We start from the raw sequence: 18,769 nt of genomic DNA, 5'->3' as shown, positions 1-18,769 counted from the left end.
CAGATTAGTTCTTATTGGTGCCGGCATTTTGCCGGGCAGATGCGCCAGCGGTGGTGCTGCGGTCAGGACTCGTCGAAACCGCTTCGCCGGCGCCGCTTTGATCAACCAACAGGCCTAACCTGCTGATGCCACTGGTACGCAGTTGATCCATAACCTTCATAACTGTTTCATAAGGCACCCGACCGTCTGCGGCAATGACAACAGGCGTGTCGGCCGTCATGCGTGAACGGACTTCAATAACGAGGCGATCGGGGCTGATGGGTTCGAACTCTGCGCCCGCGTCACGAACACGCAGCGAAATATCACCGTTATGGTCGAGCTGAACCTCGACAGGCTGTGCCTGGACTTCGGATGCTTGCCCCACGGTAGGCAATTCGATCAGACCTGGCGTGATCATGGGGGCCGTGACCATGAAAATAACCAGCAGCACTAACATAACGTCGATATATGGCACGACGTTGATTTCATTTTTCAAGCGGCGCTCGCGCCGCAGGCTGCTGCGCAGTGACATTAACGCACCTGACGTTGAAGAATGTTGAGAAATTCGTCGACGAAGCTGTCAAAACGTATGGCTAACCGGTCTATTTCGTTGGTATAGCGGTTGTACGCAATGACCGCAGGAATGGCCGCAAAAAGACCAATGGCGGTCGCGATGAGCGCCTCGGCAATGCCTGGAGCGACAGCGGACAGCGTAGCTTGCTGCATTGAAGACAGACCGATGAAGGCGTGCATAATGCCCCACACAGTGCCGAGCAGGCCGATATACGGGCTGACGGAGCCCGCCGTGGCCAGGAAGTTAAGGCGTGACTCAAGGCTGTCCATTTCGCGTTGGTAGGCTGCCCGCATGGCGCGACGAGGTCCGTCAAGTATGGCGTCGGGGGCGCTGGCGTTGCGCCGTGCCTTTAAAAACTCGGTCATGCCCGCATCAAAAACACGTGCCAGCGCACCGTGCTCGGCCCGGCGGGTACTGACCGCCTGTTGCAATACCGACAGGTCGCCACCGGCCCAGAAATCGTCTTCAAAACGGCGGGTTTGCTCATTGGCGCGTTTGAGGGCCATGTGCTTGCTGAAGATGTATGTCCAGGACAAAACGGAGATCGCCAGCAGCACCAGCATGACGATCTGGACGGGGATGCTGGCATCTGTCAGCAGTGAGAGCAACGATAGGTCGCTAGGGGCTTGCATGGTTAGTTCTTGGCCTTTTCCAATAGGTTTTTGAGTTCGGGAGTAAAGGGCGCAGGGCGGTAACTGCGACCATCAATGCAGCATACCTGGATGCTGCTTTCACACAAAAGTTGCCCGTCGCGCATGGCAGTTTGCCAGAAACGCATCGAGGCAGCGCCAAGGCGTGTGACAGTGCTGTTAATTCTGAGCAAATCATCTAGCCTGGCCGGCTTGCGATAGTTTAGCTCGACGTCCTTGACAACAAATATGAGATTTTCCCTTGTGGCAAGTTCTGACTGATTTACCCCGAGGCGACGCAGCCATTCGGTTCTGGCACGCTCAAAGAACTTAAGATAGTTGGCATAGTACACAACGCCGCCCGTGTCGGTGTCTTCGTAATATACGCGAATATCTATCTGGTGGGGCGTATCGAGTGTTTCACTTGTCATGACTTTCGTTAAGTGGTGTGTCATCATCTTTCCGGCCTTCGGTAAGCAGAAGGCCGGACCAGCCGACGCTGGCGGTTAATTAAAGTGACTCTAGCTGCTGAAGCACGTGCGCGACTGCGCTCGACACCGCAACCTTGTCGGCGGCCTCGGCGCGGCGTGGTTGCACTTCGACAATGCCATCTTTCAGGCCCCGGTCGCCCACGGTTATGCGCAATGGCACACCGATGAGCTCCCAGTCGGCGAACATGATGCCCGGTCGAGTATCGCGGTCGTCGAGAATAACATCGATGCCGTGGCCTCGCAGAGCCTCATAGATCTCGACGGCTGTGTTGCGGACTGTTTCACTTTTATTCCAGCCCATTGGGCAAATTACCACCTCATAAGGAGCGAGTGCGCGAGGCCAGACAATACCTTTTGCATCGTGGTGTTGTTCAATGGCGGCAGCGGCAATACGGCTGATTCCTATGCCATAGCAACCCATCTGCAGCATGGCGGGTTTGCCGTCGGTTTCGAGAAATGTGGCAGTGAGCGCCCGGGAGTATTTATCGCCCAGGAAGAACACATGCCCCACCTCAATACCGCGTTGTATGGCCAATGTCCCACCGTTAGGGTCAGGGTCACCCGCCCGCACGTTGCGCAGGTCGGCAACCTGAGGCTCAGGCAGGTCGCGGCCCCAATTGACTCCCGTATAGTGATAGCCCTCTTCGTTGGCGCCACAGATGAAGTCGCTCATGTTGGCGACCGTGCGGTCAGCGATGACAGTAACGGGTTTGAGGGGGTTAATAGGCCCCAGATAACCTGGCACGCAGCCGAAGGTGTCGAGTATCTCGGCCTCACTGGCCAGACGAAAGCCTTCCAGACCAGGCAGTTTGGCCACTTTGATGTCGTTCAGGTCATGGTCACCACGCACCAGCAACAGCCAGATTTTTACCACTGCCTTGTCTTCAGCGTTTTCAGTGGCCAGTACTACCGACTTTACGGTGTCGGTGAGCGGGCGCTGAAGCTGCTCTGCCACCAGCTCGCATTTGGGCGCATTGGGGGTGGCTGTTTTGTTCAGCGTTTCGTTTGCCTGCCCGCGTGTGGCCACCAGGCACGGCGCTTCTGCCAGCTCAATGTTGGCCGCGTATTGCGATTGCGGGTTGAATACGATGAGGTCTTCACCGGTATCGGCAATAACCTGAAACTCATGGCTGCGCGAGCCGCCAATTGATCCCGTGTCAGCTGCCACGGCTCTGAACTCAAGACCCATGCGCGTAAAAATACGCATATAGGCGTCGTACATGGCGTCGTAGCTGGCTTGGGCTGAAGCTTCGTCACGGTCAAATGAATAAGCATCCTTCATGGTAAATTCGCGGCCCCGCATCAGGCCGAAGCGCGGTCGGCGTTCGTCGCGAAACTTGGTCTGAATGTGATAGAAGTTCAGGGGCAGTTGCCGCCAGCTGTGAATTTCATTGCGGGCGATATCGGTAATGACCTCTTCAGAGGTGGGCTGCAATACAAAGTCGCGCTGATGCCTGTCTTTGATGCGTAGCAGTTCAGGGCCATATTGTTCCCATCGACCCGATTCGACCCAGAGCTCGGCGGGCTGAACCACCGGCATCAGCAATTCTATGGCGCCAGCACGATTCATCTCGTCGCGCACAATGGCTTCAATTTTTTGGATTACCCGCAGGCCCAGAGGCATATAGGTGTAAATGCCGCCCGCGGCCTTGCGGATCATACCGGCGCGAGTCATAAGCTGGTGGCTCACAACTTCGGCTTCGGAGGGGGCTTCTTTCAGGGTGTTTATGTGGTACTTGCTTGCATACATGGTGAGGATCTCTGCGGATACGTATAATCAATGATAATTGTAAATTCGATTTGAGGTGGCCTATGTTAGACCGTGAAGGCTACCGTCCTAATGTCGGCATTATCCTCGTAAATCAAAAGAACGAGGTTTTTTGGGGCAAACGTATCCGGGAGCATGCATGGCAATTCCCCCAAGGGGGCATCAAGTACGGCGAAAGTCCAGTACAGGCCATGTACCGAGAGCTTCACGAGGAAGTGGGGTTGCTGCCCGAACACGTCCGAATATTAGGCCGGACCCGCGATTGGCTGCGGTATAGCGTGCCGAACAACTTTATCCGACGTGATTCGCGTGGGCACTACAAAGGGCAAAAACAGATATGGTTTTTGCTGCGTATGCTTGGTCGCGACTGTGACGTCAGCTTGCGTGCAACCGACAAGCCCGAGTTCGATGCCTGGCGCTGGAGCCCGTACTGGGTTCCGCTTGATGCTGTCATCGAGTTCAAACGTGAGGTCTACACCCTGGCGCTCAACGAGCTTTCCATGGTGTTGTTCAAACGTGGCCACGATTCGCGTTATCTGCGTCAGCGCGTTCACAACCACCGTGCGCTTGGGCAGTCTAACGGAAAAGGGCATGCGCGTACTATTAGTTGAAGATGAACGCGAAATGGCTGCTTGGCTTGAGCGTGCGCTGGCGCAAAGCGGGTTTTTGCCCGAGCATGCGCCAGACGCCGCTTCAGCTGAGCGTCTGCTTGCGATCAATGACTACGATGCTGTCATCATGGACTTGCGCCTGCCCGACAAACACGGGCTGGTCTTGTTGCGCGAGATGCGTAATCGTGGCGACATCACGCCGGTGTTGATTCTTACCGCACAGGGGGCATTGCAAGATAGGGTGCGTGGCCTCAACCTGGGCGCTGACGACTTTCTTACCAAGCCATTTGCACTTGAAGAGCTCGAAGCTCGGGTCGCCGCACTGGTCAGGCGCAGCCGCGGACGCCAGGCTCAGCGTGTACAGTGTGGGTCTCTGCTCTATGACAGCGACAGCCGCGCCTTTATGCTGGATAGCGTTCTGCTGCATCTTACGCCGCGTGAACATGCCGCATTAGCGGTACTTATTACGCGCAGCGGGGCGCCTGTTGAAAAAAACCAGTTATTCATACGCGTTTTTGATCACGACAGTGAGACAAACCTTGATGCGATCGAGGTTGTGCTGCACCGACTGCGAAAAAAACTTGCTGGCAGCGATGTGCATATTGTCACCGTACGTGGTCTGGGCTACATGCTCGAGAGCATAAACGGTAGCCACTAGCGCTATGGCCTGGCACACCCGTCAGCCGCGCGGCAGCATGCATTTCTGGTTACTGGTGCTGCTTATCCCTGGCACCATAATTTTATTGCTCGTCGACAGCTGGAGCGACTACCAGGTGGTCAGCAGGCTTACCCGAGAGGTGTACGACACTGCGTTGCTTGAGCCAGCCAAGGTGCTCGAAACCAGTATTGAGTTTAATTCTGATGGCACGCTGCGCATCGATCCTCCTTTTTATGCTCAGGTCATGCTTGAGTCAAAGGCGGGCAATCGAAAATATTTTAGGGTTGAAGAAATCTATCCGCCCGTGCCAAAGCTAGGTGGTATTTCAGCACTTGGCCTCGAAAACAAGACCTTGCTCGGCATGGAGGGGCTGCCCAAGCCTGACGCCTTGCCGCAGAAAGAGGGTGTGCCGGTTTACTACAACGGTATGTATCGCAACGACGAAGTACGCATGGTCGGCCTCTGGCGTGATCTGCATTACGACGGCGGGCACAGGCAAATTCTTGTGCTGGTAGGCGAGAGCCTCAGCCTGCGGCTAGCTACGCAACAAGAGGCATGGCGTCAGGGGTTGTTTCGTGACGCGCGCATGCTAATCGTGGCCGTGCTACTGGTCTGGTTCAGTGTTGAATGGGCCTTGCAGCCGTTGGGGCGTTTACGCCGCGAGATAAGGGCGCGTGAAGTCGAGAACCTGATGCCGCTTGAAATCGACGAGGTGCCACGTGAGATCGTGCCACTGGTTACGGCCGTGAACCATCATATTGGGTTGTATCGACAGGTGCTTGATAAAGAGGCGCAGTTTCTGGCAGATGCCTCACATCAGTTGCGTACACCGCTGGCTATTATGTTGACGCAGGCACAGTACGCCCGACGCGAGCCGGATATTCTGCAGGTGCGCGAGAGCCTCGATGCAATTGTGCGCCAGCTTGGGCAAACCTCACGTCTCACAGAGCAACTGTTGTCACTGGCGCATGCCAGCGGCAAAATCGCAGCCCCGCAGGGCAAGGTTGATTTGAATGCACTGGCGCGCGATATTGTGCTGCAGTATTTGCCACTTGCGCGTGAAAAGAACCAAGACCTTGGCTGGGCAGACAGCAGTGAAAGCCCAGCCACCGTACTCATACTGGGAAGCGAGGCCGAGTTGCATGAAGCTATTGCCAACCTGGTGCACAACGCCATTAACCATGCTGGCACTGCCAGCTCTATTACGGTGTCTGCCGGAGTGGAAGGGGGGCGAGCCTGGGTCAGCGTACGTGATAACGGTGTAGGCCTTGACCGCTCTTTGCGCGATAGCGTATTTGCCCGTTTTAACCGTGGCAGTGCCACCGATCGCGGCGAAGGATCAGGGTTAGGGCTTGCCATTGCCCTGGCCTATGCCGAGCGCAACCGCGGCACCATAGAACTGCGTGACGGTGACGCCTCGTCTGATGGCGGTTGCGGCCTGTGTGCCATATTGTGGCTGCCGCTCTGGCAAGCGTAAAAAGCACTACACGGCTAGCCAGTTTCTGTCTGCTTTGGCTGGCCAAACCTTACTAGCGCAGGCGCTTGATTAGGCTGGACGTGTCCCAGCGCCTGCCGCCCATGTTCTGTACATCCGCATAAAACTGATCCACCAAGGCGGTAACAGGTACCCGTGCGCCATTGCGTTTTGCTTCGTCGAGCACCAGGCCCAGGTCTTTGCGCATCCAGTCGACGGCAAAACCATGATCAAATTTTCCCTCGACCATGGTTGTGCCACGGTTTTCCATTTGCCAGCTTTGGGCCGCCCCTTTGCTGATGACCGCCAACACCTGCTTCATGTCGAGCTTGGCGGCTTCGCCGAAGGCAATGGCTTCTGACAGGCCCTGAACCAGTCCGGCAATGCATATCTGGTTGACCATTTTGCATAGCTGCCCGGCGCCCGATTCGCCCAGCAATGTGACTGCCTGGGCGAAGTTCAACGCCAACGGTCGGATGGCGTCAAAATGCGCTTGCTCGCCTCCACACATGACGGTGAGTTTGCCGTTAACGGCGCCCCCCTGGCCCCCGGATACAGGAGCATCGACAAAGCCAATGCCTTTGGCCTTTGCCTGCTGGTATAGCTCGCGCGCCACTTCGGCGGATGCTGTTGTGTGGTCTACAAAAATAGTACCCGGCTGCATACCAGCCAAGGCGCCGTCTTCGCCCAGGACAACGCTGCGCAAATCGTCGTCGTTGCCCACGCAGCAAAACACTATGGCAGCGCCTTGAGCTGCCTCGCGTGGCGTACGCGCAGCTTTGCCGCCAAACTCACTGGCCCAGGCTTCAGCTTTGCTGAATGTGCGGTTGTAGACCGTTACCTCATGGCCTGCAGCGGCTAAATGACCTGCCATGGGCAGGCCCATGACACCCAGACCAAGAAATGCGACGCGTGTCGTGCTTTGTGGCTCATAACTTCTGGCACTGATGGAAGACATAGGTTTGGACTCCGTTGAAAACAGGGTTTATGGCATGCCGTAATAGATTAACCCATGTGCTCGCGTCTTCATCAGCACACGATTCGCTCATGTGTTTTGCCGTTGTTGCCAGGCCCTTCACGCTCGTCGTCACTTCTCCAACAACAATGAAAAAAGGCTTCATTCCCCTTTGGGTTAGATCGGCCCAAATCAGTTTGAAGCCCTGCGAAATTAAACGTTCTCTCTTAACTTCGTTTCCAGAAGATTGAGCCCTCTTCCCCCACAGATCGGACGGGTGTCCAATCCGTGGGGTGTGGTTCTGGCTCAGCGGCCTTTTATCGCCTCTTGACCAACGACCGTTATTCTTCCTCTACAAAGGTTTCTTTGCGTTTCTTGCGTATGGACGGCAGGGCCACGATAACCACCAACACCAGCGCTGCAATCAGCAGCGACATGGACAGGGGGCGGGTGACAAACGTGGTGTAATCACCGCGAGCCAGCAACAGTGCCCGCCGAAAGTTTTCTTCCATCATGGGGCCCAGAACCAGCCCCAGCAGCAACGGCGCACCTTCGCATTTGAGCTTGGCCCAGATATAGCCAATGAGGCCAAACGCGGCAGTCATCCAAATGTCGAATACGTTGTAGTTCAGCGAATACACACCAATCGTGCAAAATACGAGAATGGCTGGAAACAGGATGCGGTATGGAACGCGCAGTAACTTGACCCACAACCCTACCAGCGGCAGGTTCAAAATGACCAGCATCAGGTTGCCCACCCACATCGATACAATCAGGCCCCAGAATAAGTCGGGATGACTAGTCATCACCTGTGGGCCAGGCTGGATGTTGTGAATCATCATCGCACCGATCATCAGCGCCGTGACAGCGTTACCCGGAATACCGAGCGTCAGCAAAGGAATAAATGACGTCTGTGCGGCCGCATTGTTGGCTGACTCGGGGCCGGCCAAACCTGCAGGATGGCCTTTACCGAAGCGCTCGGGGTTTTTGGATATTTTCTTTTCAAGCGTGTACGACGCAAACGAAGAAAGCACCGCGCCACCACCCGGCAAAATACCCAGGCACGAACCCAAAGCCGTGCCACGCACGCAAGCAGGCCAGGCCTCTTTGAACTCCTGCTTGTTTGGATACAGTGAACCTACTTTGTCAGTGATATCGACGCGCTGATCACGTAGTTCTAGATTGCTCATGATTTCAGCAAAACCAAACACACCCATGGCAACTGCAGCAAAGTCGATGCCATCCTGCAACTCGGGGATGCCAAAGTCGTAACGTGCAACGCCCGAGTTTACGTCGGTGCCGACCATGCCCAGCAACAGACCAAGCAGGATCATGCAGACAGCTTTAGGCAGTGAGCCCGACGCCAACACCACCGCGCCGATCAGACCCAGCACCATAAGCGAAAAATACTCCGCCGGCCCAAACTTGAAGGCGACCTCGGCAAGAGGAGGAGCGAAGCCGGCAAGCAGCACTGTGGCAAAACAACCGGCAAAGAAAGAACCGAGGGCGGCAATGGCAAGTGCCGCACCGGCACGACCATTACGCGCCATCTGGTGCCCGTCGAGCACCGTCACCACGGCAGATGTTTCACCCGGAAGAGCCACCAGAATAGCCGTCGTTGATCCACCGTACTGGGCACCGTAATAAATACCCGCCAGCATGATCAGCCCCGCCACGGGCGGCAGTACATAGGTAATAGGCAGCAGCATCGCAATCGTGGGCACAGGCCCAATGCCGGGCAGCACGCCAATCAGGGTGCCCAGCAGGCAGCCCAGAAGGCAGTAAGCGATGTTTTGTGCTGTGAGTGCAACAGAGAAGCCCAGCGCAAGATGTTCGAATAATTCCATTGTCGATGCTCCTCAATTGCCTAAAAAGGTGGGCCAGAGCGGGAAGATCAGACCCAGGCCTTTAATAAAGGCCAGCCATACGAACAGAACGAGGAACAGTCCCGTCAGGATGGCAACCTTCCAGCTGAATTCGTGGCTGGCAAAACTGCTGAGCACGACCAGAAGAAATACGGTGATGTACACGCCAAGGTAATTGAGCAGAACACCACTGAGCGCTACCGAGCCGATGATGACAATGGCAATCTTCCAGTCAAAGTGTTCCAGTTCGGTTTCTTCTGCCTTCTCAGACAGCGCGCTTATGGCTACGATGGCGCCCAGCAGCGCGAGAATTACTCCCAGCCAGAATGGAAAGTATCCTGGCCCCATGCGGGCTGCTGTTCCCATGGAGTAGCTGGTCGCGCCCAACGCGAATCCAGCGCCTATGACGACGAACATGATTCCTGACCAGAAGTTCTGTCGATTTTTGAGCCGCATGTTGATGATTTCTCCCTCACAGCAGATAAAAGGGGCTGGTTCTAATTTTTCTCGCCTGAACAGGCAAGCAAGTTGGAAACACCCCAAAAAGGTGAGAAATGGTAAAGGACGGTTTACGCTGTGGATACCCTGATTTCCCCGTAAATCTCTAGGGTTTACCCCGAAATGTTGGCCTTGTTACATACGTTCTGCGTGTTGTGTGTGCTTTTGTACACAGATTGAAAGACAATTGAAAGGTTCTGGAAAGACGCGTGAAAGGTTATAGTCTGGCTTTAACTTTTCCCTACCCATGAAAGGGTTGGATGGTTTACGATAACGCCCATGTTGCAAGATCTCGACTCTCTCGCCGCCCGTATCGGGCAACTCGTGCAGTTCACTCGCCAGTTGCAGGACGAGCGGGCTGCTATGCAAACTCGTCTGAAAACGCTGGAGCAAGACTGCGAAGCCTTTCGCCAACAGCTGCAGCGTCGTGAAGACGAGTTCTCCGTCGTCACCGAGCGCAATGCCACGCATGAGGCGCAGATTCAATCGCTGCAGGCCGAAACCCAGGCCAGCCATGCCCAATTGCAGGCTGAGGTGGCACGGTACAAAGCTGACTGCGAAGAGGCCCGTCGCCAACTCGAAGCCAGCCAGGCCGACACATCCCGGCTGCGCCAGGTTGCTGACAAAGCCCGCACGCAGATTGATTCCATTCTTGTGCGCCTGCCCGGCGCGCCTCAGGAGTAACCCATGGAACGTATCGACGTCTCCATACTCGGCCGCGATTATTCGCTGGCCTGCCCACCAGAGCAAAAAGATGCTTTGCTTGCTGCGGTACGCCATGTTGACCAACGCATGCTAGGCGTCAAAGGTTCTGGTAAAGTATCGAGTAATGAGCGCATTGCTGTCATGGCTGCAATCCAGATTGCGGTCGAGCTTTTATCCATGCGTGCGCCAGACGGCCCATTGGGGGGCGTTGCACTTGGCGATTTCAAGCGTAGAATTGATGACATGAACGCGACGCTTGATGAGGTCTCCATAAATTCCGTTCAGCAGCGGTAATTCAGCTGCGGTAGTTCTACCAAGGTAGTTCTTCTGCGTTAAAATCCCCTGCACAGTACCAAATTCTGGGTGCGCTGCTAAAGCAGAGCACCTAACCGATTGTCCCTGCAGTGTTCGTGACTTGGCTTTATAAACCTTGAACCAATGTCTTTTGGCATAAGGTTGCTGGATTGACAAGCTGGAGTGCTCTCCTTAATTGGCGAACCCGAAGCTTGACTGAAGGCGACCACCGTGAACCTCCGGTTCCAGGGTGCCGGCCTAGACGGCACATGCGGGGCATTTTTTAAAAAGCTCGTCTTCGGACGAGCTTTTTCCATTAGTCCGCCCGGCAGGGCGCACCCACTAGAGGGTGCAAGTCCCTTACTCGCCCGAACCGCACGTACAGTGGTGTGAGAGGGCTAAGGGGGTAACTCTTCACTCTACTCTCGATGCGGGCTCAACCTAAGCGCGCCCTTAAGGCAGTAAGCCCATCTGCAAGTTGAATACCGTCAGTGCAGTGAAGTGCAGCGGCATGGCGGGGCCAGTCAAGCCCAAGCCGCGCTTAAGTCGTTTGGGTCGCAGTGCCACTCAAAGCCAAGGCGACGCTCAAGCGGTTTGGCCGTGAAATCAGCCGCTAACCGATGCAGATCCGCGTGCCGGGTGCTGAGGGGCAGTCTACAATGGCTGTCTCTTATCCCGATCAGGAGCCACACATGTACCTGTCACGATATAAATGTAATGCAGTGTTATCGGCTGTTCTGGCCACCAGTATTTGGGCCGTGGCTGCCCCAGTCGGCGCGCAGCAGAACGTAAGTGCTTCTGGCTCGCAAGAAGCGGCCTCGGCAGACAATGCCCGCGATCACAAGTGGCCCCAGGCAACCTTGCAGGCTGAGGCGGCGAGCGAAGTTGCTCACGATACCGTGCGCATTACCTTGGCGACAGAAGTCAGTGAGGCGACACAGGCAGCGGTGGCGCAGGCGCTTACCCAGACACTCGACAAGGTTATGAAACAGGCCAAGGGCAATGCCAAGGTCAAGGCGTTTTCGGGCGATTACCGTGTTTGGCCCATGAACGATAAAGACGGCAAGATCAGCGACTGGCGTGGTCGCGCCGAGATTATCCTTGAATCTAACGACTTTGCCGAAGCTTCACGTCTTGCTTCAGAGTTGAGCGATCGCATGCCTATCGATGGGTTGGCATTCTCAGTGTCGCCCAAACTTCGGGCGGAGCAAGAAGACACACTGTTAGCACAGGCCGCGCAGGCATTTCGTGATCGTGCCCAAGCCTTGGTTACTGCGTTCGGCTATCAAAGCTACGCGATCAAACAGATTGATCTCGGAGGTGCGGGGGTTCGCTTTGAGTCAGCGCCGCGCATGATGGCTATGTCTGCCGACAGCAAGGTCGCAGTGCCGCTTGAGCCGGGCACTGAGCGCATTACGGTGACGGTGCATGGCTCGATTTTTTTGCACTCCAATAAAAAATAACAGCGCCAATGGCAATCATGGGCAGCGACAACAGCTGCCCCATTGATAGCCCTCCCGCGAGCAGGCCAAGAAAATAATCCGGCGCGCGGGTAAATTCCACCAAGAACCTGAACGTTCCATACCCCATCAAAAACACGGCACTGATCTGACCGATTGGCCGGGGTTTGCGCGCGAACCACCACAGCAGGGCGAACAATGCAAAACCTTCCAGGCCCATTTCATAAAGCTGTGAGGGGTGTCGTGGAATACCGTCACCGGTTTGCGGAAACACCATGCCCCAAGGCAAGGTAGTGGGGCGGCCCCAGAGCTCGCCGTTAATGAAGTTGCCCATACGCCCCGCAGCAAGACCCAAGGGAATCAAAGGCGCTATGAAATCGCCAATTTCCAGAAAGGTTTTTTGACGCTTGCGGGCGAACAGAAACAGCACCACGAGAACGCCAATAAGCCCGCCATGAAAAGACATGCCCCCCTGCCACAGATAAAGGATTTCAATCGGGTGAGCGAGGTACTCGTCTGGCTTATAAAAGAATACGTATCCGAGGCGGCCACCGATGACCACACCCAAAACGCTGTAAAAAATGATGTCTTCGAGGTCGCGCAGCGTGAGATCAGTTTTTCCCTGATTAATGCGCCATCGCCCCAGCAGCCATACCAATGCAAAGCCAATGAGATACATCAAGCCGTACCAGTGGACGGCAATCGGGCCTATCTGCAAGGCGATGGGGTCAATATTGGGGTACTGAAGCATGCTTGGTGTCATCCTGTTTGAATTTCGTCGATAATACCGCGATATGGGGCAGGCCTTTGTTTATCGGGTAAGGTCCCACGGTTCAACATCAATCAATATATCGAGTGCAGTACTATGTATTCAACTTGGTCTTTTGCGTTGGCAGGAATTGCCGCGCTATTTGTTGTGGTGCCAGCCTCTATGGCCCAGCAGCTTTCCGGTGAGGCCCTGGCCAAGGCCAGTAGCTGTCTGGCTTGCCACCAAATAGATAAAAAGCGGGTTGGTCCGCCGTTTACCGCCATTGCGCAGCGGTTTGCTACATCTGAAGGCGCACAGGCCTATCTTGCCGACACCATACGCAATGGTAGCCGCGGGCGCTGGGGAGCAGTCCCCATGCCCGCTCAGCCTCAAGTAAGCGCGGCTGACGCGCAATTGCTGGCTGCGTGGGTTCTGTCGCTTACTTCACCAGATACAAAGCAAGCCAAGCAGTAACAGCGGCCCATGGGGCGGCGAAGCGGCCAGAGCAACGCTTTACGTTAAGAATAGGTATATACACTGCAGGGCAGGGTGGCCGACCTTCAAGTACATGTACTTCTCGTTGCCATCATCAACTGTCGTCCTGAATTCAAAGGAGTGCGTCATGTCTGAAACAGCAATTCTCGGAGGCGGTTGCTTCTGGTGTCTTGAACCTGTATTTAAATCATTGCGCGGCGTATCCGCCGTGATCCCCGGCTATGCCGGAGGGCATGTTCAAAACCCCACCTACGAACAAGTATGCTCGACAACCACCGGGCATATCGAATTGGTGCAGGTAACATTTGATCCCACCGTCATCAGCTATGAGACCCTGTTGCAGGTATTTTTTGCGACGCATGACCCAACGACGCTTGATCGCCAGGGCAATGATGTGGGGTCGCAATATGCGTCGGCAATTTTTTGTCAGACCACACAGCAAAAAGACACTGCGCAAAAAGTTATAGACGAAGTACAGGCTGATCTGAGTGAGCCCGTCGTAACGCGGTTACTGGGCAAAGAGCCTTTCTGGCCTGCCGAGCAATATCACCATGATTACTACGCGCGTAATCCTGCTCAGGGCTATTGTCATGTGGTTATATCACCCAAGATGGCCAAGTTTCGCAAGCGCTACGCTAGCCTCATCGCTGCGTAAAGTGTGTCGTCTAATCGATTAGCTCTGCTGGGTCTGGATGCCCGCCGTGCGCCAGTTGCCTCGGTCGGTCAGCCACGCCAGCAGCGAGATAATCGCTAGCGTGATGGCAACCCGGCCGACCAACACCACCCACAGGTTTGCGCCTAGCGCCATGATCAGCAACGTGTCTTCGATCAGCGAATGAGACAAACACAGCCACGACAACGCCAGAAACCGCGTGCGTCGGGAGAAGTTTTTCTTTTCAGACTCGTCGATAATCAAGGCGCCGCCATACGACAAACCCAGCAATACGCCTACTGTGGTTACTGGCGCCACTTCCGCACTAAGCCCTGATATACGCAGTAATGGGGTAATTGTTGATGTAATGCGCCGCGTAATGCCCACGCGTTCAAATGCGTCAAGTACGGCCACCAGCACAATAATAATCAACAGAGCAATGCCCAGTGAGTAGGCGGTAGCCTGCATCCAACCGAGATAGCCGCTGGCCCCTTGCGTGAACGAAGAGCCGCTTAGCCATGCAAAAGAGACGGGCTCTGATAGTGCGCCTGTAAAATGACACGCCCACCCGACTGCCGCACCGTAAACGATAGCCGTACCAAGGCGTAGCGCTGCCGTTAGCCAGAAACTCGCCCCGGCGCGTCGAACAATAGCCTGCTCTACTGGCAGGCTATGCGCAAACAGCATCATGGCGCCCAGAGCACTCATTTGCCCAACCGTCATGTCTATTGATGTAGCGAGCGTGCTCAGCGTGGCAATGCCGCCAAACATGCCTATAAGCACGGTGGTTGCCCAAATAAGCCCAGCTTCAGGAGGCAGGTTCAACAAACCCATGGCTGGAGTGATGAGTCGGCCCACCAGATCAACCAGGCCAAACTCTTGTGCCACTTTCACGATCACCATCACAGGCAGCATGATCCGGGCGATCGTAATAAACATGCGCCAACTGCGGCGCAGCAGGGTGAGGGCATACGTCAACAATCTTGTCTCCGGAGCAATGTATGTGTAGTGACCCGTTATGGTGCGTGTGCAGAAGATAACGGGCTGTTGCCGAAAGCACAGCCTGCTGAAGCTTGCAGGGCCACTTCTTATGGGAATAGGGCGATTATAAGTGCTGTGCGCCGCCAAGCTATACGCTAGGAGTCAAGAGTCAAGAGACAAGAGATACGAATCATGAGTTACATCACAGATCACAGATCACAGGACACGTTACACAGGACGCGAGACACAGGCCACAGCCCAATTGCAGTGTGACACAAGCCTGACTTGCTTGTGAAATCTACTGAACAGTCATGTCGTTCGCCGTAAGAATCTACTGATACGAATCAGGCCCGATGAAATGCTGTGCCTGAGTGCCGCAGAGCTGCCGGCACTCGAGCCGCTCATTGCAGGTATACCTGTTGCGCTACTTGACCGTCTTAAGCACGCCACGGCGCATCTGATCGAGCTCAATGGACTCGAATAGCGCCTTGAAATTGCCTTCGCCAAACCCCTCATTTCCCTTGCGCTGAATAATCTCAAAGAAAATGGGGCCAATCTGGTTTTCTGTAAATATTTGCAGCAACAGCCCGCCGTCGGGGGCGCCATCCAGCAAAATGCGATTGTGCCGCAGACGGTCTGCATCTTCACCATGGCCCGGCAGGCGTTGGTCGAGCAACTCATAATACGTATCGGGCGTATCGAGAAGCTTCAGCCCGCGTGCACGCAACGCCTCGACTGTTCCATAAATGTCATCAGTGCCCAGTGCGATATGCTGTATACCTTCCCCTCGATACAGATCCAGGTACTCTTGTATCTGACCCTTTTCTTCGGTGCCTTCCTCATTAATCGGGATTCTGATATGCCCGCAAGGCGACGTCATGGCCTTTGATTTCACACCGGTCAACTTGCCTTCAATATCAAAGTAACGAACTTGCCGGAAATTAAACAGGCGTTCATAAAACTCAGCCCACTCATCCATGCGACCCTTGTGCACATTGTGTGTAAGGTGGTCAACGAGGGTCAGCCCGGCGCCCTTGTGCTCTAGATCTGCCCGTGCCGAAGAGGGATCAACCGGCTCGAAGTCAACGTCGTAAATACTGATGTCGCCGATACCCCCGTGCTCTTGCTTACCGTGCCAGCGATCAACCAGGTAAATAAGAGAGTCGCCAATGCCTTTGATGGCCGGAATATTTAACTCCATCGGCCCGCTACCAGAGTCAAACCCCCACGCACCCAATTCGATGGCGCGTTTGTATGCGAGTGCCGCATCATTGACACGAAATGCGATGGCGCAGATAGATGGACCGTGAAGTCGCGCAAAACGCTGGGCGAACGAGTCGGGCTCAGCGTTGATCAGAAAGTTGATGCCGCCCTGGCGGTACAGCGTGACATTTTTGGTTCGATGTCGGGCGATGGCCTTGAACCCCATTGTTTCGAACACCTTGCCGAGTGCGACTGGATCAGGTGCTGTGTATTCAACGAACTCGAATCCAGCCGTACCCATGGGGTTGTCCCAGGGTTCAAAGGTGACACTCATGGTGGGTCTCCAGATGTGATTATTTAGATTAGCGGCACGTGGCGTGCCCATAGTTGAATTCTAAATAAAACCCGCTGGCAGGCGATTGCGAAAATAGCTTGATAATGCGTGCTATACGCTATTTAATTGCTAGAAATTAATGTTAGAGTTAATTTTATGTCAAAAGATCTACTCGATCGAACCGATAGGCGCATTCTTGAGCTATTGCAGGCCAACGGACGTCTTAGTAATCAAGACCTGGCGGAGCAGGTGGCACTTTCGCCCAGCCCCTGCCTCAGGCGCGTGCGACGTCTCGAAGACGAAGGCTATATAAAAAATTATGTGGCGCTGGTTGATCCTGAAAAAATAGGGCTCAAGCTGCTGGCCTATGTATCGATAAGGCTTAACAAAACCCATCGTAGCCCGGGCACCGTCTCTGATTTCGCACGTGATGTGCAGAGCTGGCCGGAAGTGATTGAATGTTGTGCATTGTCTGGTGATATGGATTACCTGCTGCGCGTGCAGGTAAAAGACCTGACACAGTTTTCAGCATTCGCCATGGATGTGCTGATGCAGCATCCCGCTGTTGTCGACATGCGATCCAGTTTTGCGTTGCAGCACATAAAACAGACAACAGTCTTTCCCGTGTAAGGCTTGTTCTACTCGGCCCTGGCTAGGCCGCACTTGGACTCATCCACTTTCAGATGGTTTCCACGCTGGATTGCAGACAGTCTTTTATTCTGATCTATACATAAGAGTGAAGTTATATAGATACAGGCAAGCTTCCATGGCTACAAATGAAGCCCCGTCGATGCGGCCGGGGCGATATGGGCCTAGATGGGGTTTTATAGGTTCGGGCGAAGCGATATAAACTCAACCGGAGTTCTATAGATGGCGACGAGGCTATATCGACACAGGCGAAGTTCTATAAATACGGGCAAAGCTGTATAAGTATGGGCGAAGCTCTCTAGATACAGCTCATGCGCTTATATATAGCAATCAAAGATTAGAAACAGGCCAACCGCAGACGATGATCCTGCTGATGGCGAGTATATAAAACGAAATTGCCGAGCTTGCTCAGAAACACCTGGGCCCCGCCGTGCTCATTGTCATAGTGTTGCTACGAAGGTGAATAGCACCATAGCGATCGAGGGTGTAAATAATTCTGTGTAACCGCCTGGGGTTATACGTAGTCGCTGATACGAGGCGCTGCATGCGGCTCTGTGGAGACTCTTCCTAAATCTGACAGCCTAAATAGAAAGCACTGAGGCTGAAACCCTGAGCTACCCACGATGCAATACGACAATTCCACGTCTTGCCAGGCGCTAAAATCCGCCTGGAATCGTTAGGAAACCCAGAAAGATCCTAGTGAATGCTATGTAATGTTTATTGGATGCCTAGCAAATGCCCAGTCAGTGCCTGCTCGGCGCTCCGTGAGGCCCCTGTGAGTGCGTCGTGCGTACCTAACTGCTTAAACACAAAACTTCTGACACTCCCACAATCTGCGTTACTGCCGCGTGCTACCTCCTGATTCCCGACGAAACCCCAGCGATACTTAGGCAATTCCCAGGCGATACCTAGCCAATACCTAGCCAATACCTAGCCAATACCTAGCCAATACCCAGCCAATACCTAGCCAATACCTAGCCAATACCTAGCCAATACCCAGCCAATACCCAGCCAATACCCAGCCAATACCCAGCGAACACCCAGCGAACACCCAGCGAACACCCAGCGAATACCTATCCTACACAAGCTCAAAATCCCAAGATATTCCCGTAAACCCCACGCCCTGAGCGCAAATTTCATTCTTTTCCCAATTAATTTCATTTATTTCTAATTTATTTATTCCCTTTATCTTTCATGGGCTTGGTGGTTAAACAGGTGATCTACAGAGGCAGTCCAGGGCGTTTTTGGGGTAAATCGATTTGCGTGGTTTAAAACGGCTTGCTATAGTCTCGTTCTTCGCAGCACAAACACCTAGGGTTTTCCCGCAGTGTGAGGGCCGCCACTTAGGCAGTTAGGGCGTTTAGTCCGGTGCCAGGGGGTCAGGTTCTCGGTGAGGTGATGGCAGCTTCGAGTTGCAGTGTTCAAGATTTTGTGTTAAACTTCTTGGCTCTGCGTAGAAATTGCAGCAGTTGTTTAGGTCGGTCTTTGAAGGGTGTTTGGCAGGTGCGTAGCGCCGGGGCACGGTTCGAAGCGGGCAGCGGTAAAAACTTCGGTTTTCGCCAGCGCCCACACCGAGTTGACAAGCTTTTAAAACTGCTTCATAATCTCGCTTCTGTGCTGAACACAGCGCCCCGGTTTTTAGGGCAGCGGTTCAGGTTTCAGAGGCGGCATTATCAAGTCGTTTTTAGTAGGACCGGCAGGGGTGGTTTACTTTGCCAACACGCTCTTTAACAATTTAACAGCCGAT

At 54.4% G+C, this 18,769-nt stretch carries 19 protein-coding genes and 1 other RNA gene; 10 read left to right on the top strand and 10 right to left on the bottom strand.

The window, feature by feature from the left end; translation table 11 throughout:
• Positions 1 to 4: 4 nt before the first annotated feature.
• The 4 genes from FQ179_RS12900 to FQ179_RS12885 all read right to left on the bottom strand — a co-directional run bounded on the left by FQ179_RS12900 (position 5) and on the right by FQ179_RS12885 (position 3,423).
• Entirely contained in the window at positions 5 to 511 is a 507-nt protein-coding gene (locus FQ179_RS12900; RefSeq protein WP_149397741.1) for an ExbD/TolR family protein, read from the bottom strand.
• Entirely contained in the window at positions 511 to 1,185 is a 675-nt protein-coding gene (gene tolQ, locus FQ179_RS12895) for a protein TolQ (protein ID WP_149397740.1), read from the bottom strand. The genes FQ179_RS12900 and tolQ overlap by 1 nt, the downstream gene beginning before the upstream one ends.
• 2 nt (positions 1,186 to 1,187) lie before the next feature.
• Positions 1,188 to 1,613: a tol-pal system-associated acyl-CoA thioesterase gene (gene ybgC / locus FQ179_RS12890; protein ID WP_304654104.1), complete on the bottom strand. Its 426-nt coding sequence runs from the start codon at positions 1,611 to 1,613 to the stop codon at positions 1,188 to 1,190.
• A gap of 79 nt (positions 1,614 to 1,692) precedes the next feature.
• Positions 1,693 to 3,423 (bottom strand): proline--tRNA ligase, encoded by a 1,731-nt coding sequence (locus FQ179_RS12885; RefSeq protein ID WP_149397739.1) that lies wholly within the window; start codon positions 3,421 to 3,423, stop codon positions 1,693 to 1,695.
• A 62-nt stretch (positions 3,424 to 3,485) separates the two neighbouring features.
• Here FQ179_RS12885 and FQ179_RS12880 point away from each other — a divergent pair, with 62 nt between their 5' ends.
• Genes FQ179_RS12880 through FQ179_RS12870 form a run of 3 tightly spaced genes read left to right on the top strand, consistent with a single transcriptional unit; the run spans position 3,486 to position 6,187 of the window.
• Positions 3,486 to 4,052: an RNA pyrophosphohydrolase gene (locus FQ179_RS12880; RefSeq protein WP_149397738.1), complete on the top strand. Its 567-nt coding sequence runs from the start codon at positions 3,486 to 3,488 to the stop codon at positions 4,050 to 4,052.
• On the top strand, positions 4,033 to 4,710 hold the full coding sequence (locus FQ179_RS12875; protein WP_149397737.1) for a response regulator: 678 nt from the start codon (positions 4,033 to 4,035) through the stop codon (positions 4,708 to 4,710). The genes FQ179_RS12880 and FQ179_RS12875 overlap by 20 nt, the downstream gene beginning before the upstream one ends.
• 4 nt (positions 4,711 to 4,714) lie before the next feature.
• Complete coding sequence (locus FQ179_RS12870; RefSeq protein ID WP_149397736.1) at positions 4,715 to 6,187, top strand: sensor histidine kinase; 1,473 nt, start codon at positions 4,715 to 4,717, stop codon at positions 6,185 to 6,187.
• A gap of 52 nt (positions 6,188 to 6,239) precedes the next feature.
• On the opposite strand, the gene FQ179_RS12865 is transcribed toward FQ179_RS12870, so the two are convergent.
• The 3 genes from FQ179_RS12865 to FQ179_RS12855 form a co-directional block, all read right to left on the bottom strand.
• The gene (locus FQ179_RS12865) at positions 6,240 to 7,142 is read right to left on the bottom strand and encodes an NAD(P)-dependent oxidoreductase (RefSeq protein WP_149397735.1); all 903 of its coding nucleotides are present in this window, start codon (positions 7,140 to 7,142) and stop codon (positions 6,240 to 6,242) included.
• A gap of 338 nt (positions 7,143 to 7,480) precedes the next feature.
• Positions 7,481 to 8,986, bottom strand: coding sequence for a tripartite tricarboxylate transporter permease (locus tag FQ179_RS12860; protein ID WP_149397734.1), 1,506 nt, complete (start codon positions 8,984 to 8,986; stop codon positions 7,481 to 7,483).
• Between the two features lie 12 nt (positions 8,987 to 8,998).
• Positions 8,999 to 9,460, bottom strand: coding sequence for a tripartite tricarboxylate transporter TctB family protein (locus FQ179_RS12855; protein WP_149397733.1), 462 nt, complete (start codon positions 9,458 to 9,460; stop codon positions 8,999 to 9,001).
• A 321-nt stretch (positions 9,461 to 9,781) separates the two neighbouring features.
• Between FQ179_RS12855 and FQ179_RS12850 the strand changes: the two genes are divergently transcribed.
• The 4 genes from FQ179_RS12850 (at position 9,782) to FQ179_RS12835 (ending at position 11,964) form a co-directional block, all read left to right on the top strand.
• Positions 9,782 to 10,186 carry a hypothetical protein gene (locus FQ179_RS12850; protein ID WP_149397732.1) on the top strand — a complete coding sequence of 135 codons (405 nt, stop codon included), beginning with the start codon at positions 9,782 to 9,784 and terminating at the stop codon, positions 10,184 to 10,186.
• Between the two features lie 3 nt (positions 10,187 to 10,189).
• Positions 10,190 to 10,501, top strand: coding sequence for a cell division protein ZapA (locus tag FQ179_RS12845; protein ID WP_149397731.1), 312 nt, complete (start codon positions 10,190 to 10,192; stop codon positions 10,499 to 10,501).
• Between the two features lie 99 nt (positions 10,502 to 10,600).
• A non-coding RNA gene (gene ssrS, locus FQ179_RS12840) (6S RNA) lies at positions 10,601 to 10,783 on the top strand.
• 410 nt (positions 10,784 to 11,193) lie between these two features.
• The gene (locus FQ179_RS12835) at positions 11,194 to 11,964 is read left to right on the top strand and encodes an SIMPL domain-containing protein (RefSeq protein WP_149397730.1); all 771 of its coding nucleotides are present in this window, start codon (positions 11,194 to 11,196) and stop codon (positions 11,962 to 11,964) included.
• Here the strand turns inward: FQ179_RS12835 and lgt are convergent.
• Positions 11,915 to 12,712 carry a prolipoprotein diacylglyceryl transferase gene (gene lgt, locus FQ179_RS12830; RefSeq protein WP_149397729.1) on the bottom strand — a complete coding sequence of 266 codons (798 nt, stop codon included), beginning with the start codon at positions 12,710 to 12,712 and terminating at the stop codon, positions 11,915 to 11,917. The two genes, FQ179_RS12835 and lgt, sit on opposite strands and share 50 nt — an antisense overlap.
• Before the next feature lie 114 nt (positions 12,713 to 12,826).
• Between lgt and FQ179_RS12825 the strand changes: the two genes are divergently transcribed.
• Both FQ179_RS12825 and msrA read left to right on the top strand, forming a co-directional pair.
• Complete coding sequence (locus FQ179_RS12825) at positions 12,827 to 13,183, top strand: c-type cytochrome (RefSeq protein WP_149397728.1); 357 nt, start codon at positions 12,827 to 12,829, stop codon at positions 13,181 to 13,183.
• 148 nt (positions 13,184 to 13,331) lie between these two features.
• A complete protein-coding gene (gene msrA / locus FQ179_RS12820) occupies positions 13,332 to 13,859 on the top strand; it encodes a peptide-methionine (S)-S-oxide reductase MsrA (RefSeq protein WP_149397727.1) in 528 nt (175 codons plus the stop codon).
• 18 nt (positions 13,860 to 13,877) lie between these two features.
• On the opposite strand, the gene FQ179_RS12815 is transcribed toward msrA, so the two are convergent.
• Together FQ179_RS12815 and hppD are read right to left on the bottom strand one after the other, a co-directional pair.
• Complete coding sequence (locus FQ179_RS12815; RefSeq protein WP_255474985.1) at positions 13,878 to 14,837, bottom strand: nucleoside recognition domain-containing protein; 960 nt, start codon at positions 14,835 to 14,837, stop codon at positions 13,878 to 13,880.
• A 424-nt stretch (positions 14,838 to 15,261) separates the two neighbouring features.
• Positions 15,262 to 16,374, bottom strand: coding sequence for a 4-hydroxyphenylpyruvate dioxygenase (gene hppD / locus FQ179_RS12810; protein WP_149397726.1), 1,113 nt, complete (start codon positions 16,372 to 16,374; stop codon positions 15,262 to 15,264).
• Positions 16,375 to 16,530: 156 nt separating this feature from the next.
• On the opposite strand from hppD, the gene FQ179_RS12805 reads away from it, so the two are divergent.
• Entirely contained in the window at positions 16,531 to 17,004 is a 474-nt protein-coding gene (locus FQ179_RS12805; protein WP_149397725.1) for an Lrp/AsnC family transcriptional regulator, read from the top strand.
• Positions 17,005 to 18,769 lie beyond the last annotated feature (1,765 nt).

Origin of the sequence: Pusillimonas sp. ANT_WB101 (assembly GCF_008369125.1) — a bacterium.
GTDB lineage: Bacteria > Pseudomonadota > Gammaproteobacteria > Burkholderiales > Burkholderiaceae_B > Allopusillimonas.
The sequence above is the reverse complement of the archived record's forward strand: the minus strand, read 5'-3'. Positions and strand labels throughout refer to the sequence as shown.